Genomic DNA, 1593 nt, shown 5'->3' with positions numbered 1-1593 from the left:
ACAGGTTGTTTACGGTGTTGTTCAGGTTGGTGATGGTGGACTCGAAACGGTTCTGAGACGCACCCAGCAGGCTGCGCTGGTTATCAACAGATTTGATTGCCGCATCGATGTCTGCCAGTGGGCTGCCATCGGTAGTACCACCAGAAGTGACGGTACCGCTCAGTACGTCGAAACCTTCAGCAGAAGTAGTACGGGCATTGCCGTTCACCATGCCGCCAGTTGCGCCAGTCGCGCCTGCGGTGCTGAACAGGTTGTAGCTGTCAGAGCTGCTCAGGGTGATAGCGATAGTTTCGTTATCTTTAGAGCCTACCTGGAAGCTGTAGCTGCTTGAACCGGTACCGGTGTTCAGCACTTTGATGCCGTTGAAGTCAGTCTGCTGAGTAACACGGTTAACTTCTTCCATACGCTGGTTAACTTCAGCCTGGATGGAGTCGATGTCAGATGCAGAGTTAGAGCTGTTCTGTGCCTGAACGGTCAGGTCACGGATACGCTGCAAGTTGTTGTTGATTTCGCCCAGCGCGCCTTCAGCGGTCTGCGCCAGGGAGATACCGTCGTTGGCGTTACGTGCAGCAACACCCAGGCCGTTGATGTTAGAGGTGAAACGGTTCGCGATTGCCTGACCAGCGGCATCGTCTTTTGCGCTGTTGATGCGCAGACCAGAAGACAGACGCTCGATTGCGGTACCCAGAGAAGACTGAGATTTGCTCAGGTTGTTCTGAGTCGTCAGCGACAGGGTGTTAGTATTAATCACAGCCATGGTAAGTATCCTTCAAAGTGAGTCATGGGTTTGGCATGCCGCCAGTGGCTTCATCGCCTACATAAACATTATCGACAACAGGTTTTTAAACTTTAGAGATTTTAAAAATATTTAATGCTTGTTGATTGATTCTAAAAGAAAAAAGCGCCGACAAGCGGCGCTTTTTTTGCATCAGTAAGGGTATTAACGCAGCAGGGACAGCATGGTCTGCGGAACCTGGTTGGCCTGGGCCAGAACAGAAGAGCCAGCCTGTTGCAGGATCTGCGCACGAGACATGTTGGACACTTCCGTTGCGTAATCAGAATCCTGAATACGGCTGCGTGCAGCGGACAGGTTGTTTACGGTGTTGTTCAGGTTGGTGATGGTGGACTCGAAACGGTTCTGAGACGCACCCAGCAGGCTGCGCTGGTTATCAACAGATTTGATTGCCGCATCGATGTCTGCCAGCGGGCTACCATCTACCGCACCGGAAGCATCCACAGTGCCGCTCAGTACGTCAAAGCCTTCAGCTTTAGTGGTACGCGCAGTACCGTTAATTGTCTGACCAGAGGTATCAAAGGTTGCACCTGTGGCGTTGTACAGGTTGAAGCTGTCAGAGCTGGTCAGGTTGATAGCGATAGTTTCGTTATCTTTAGAACCCACCTGGAAGCTGTAGCTGCTAGAACCAGTACCGGTGTTCAGCACTTTGATGCCGTTGAAGTCGGTCTGGGTGGTAACGCGGTTGATTTCTTCCATACGCTGGTTAACTTCAGCCTGGATGGAGTCGATATCAGATGCAGAGTTAGAGCTGTTCTGCGCCTGAACGGTCAGGTCACGGATACGCTGCAAGTTGTTGT

Annotated in this window: 2 protein-coding genes; both read right to left on the bottom strand. The window is 51.7% G+C overall.

Annotation, left to right across the window (positions count from 1 at the left end):
• On the bottom strand, positions 1-757 hold a 757-nt coding region (locus tag F153LOC_RS21450), incomplete at its 3' end, for a flagellin (protein WP_102128628.1).
• A gap of 183 nt (positions 758-940) precedes the next feature.
• The coding region (locus F153LOC_RS21445; protein ID WP_102128627.1) for a flagellin at positions 941-1593 on the bottom strand (653 nt) is incomplete at its 5' end.

The sequence above is a fragment of the Lelliottia sp. F153 genome, from assembly GCF_002870005.1.
Classification (GTDB): Bacteria; Pseudomonadota; Gammaproteobacteria; order Enterobacterales; family Enterobacteriaceae; genus Enterobacter; species Enterobacter nimipressuralis.
The sequence above is the reverse complement of the archived record's forward strand: the minus strand, read 5'-3'. Positions and strand labels throughout refer to the sequence as shown.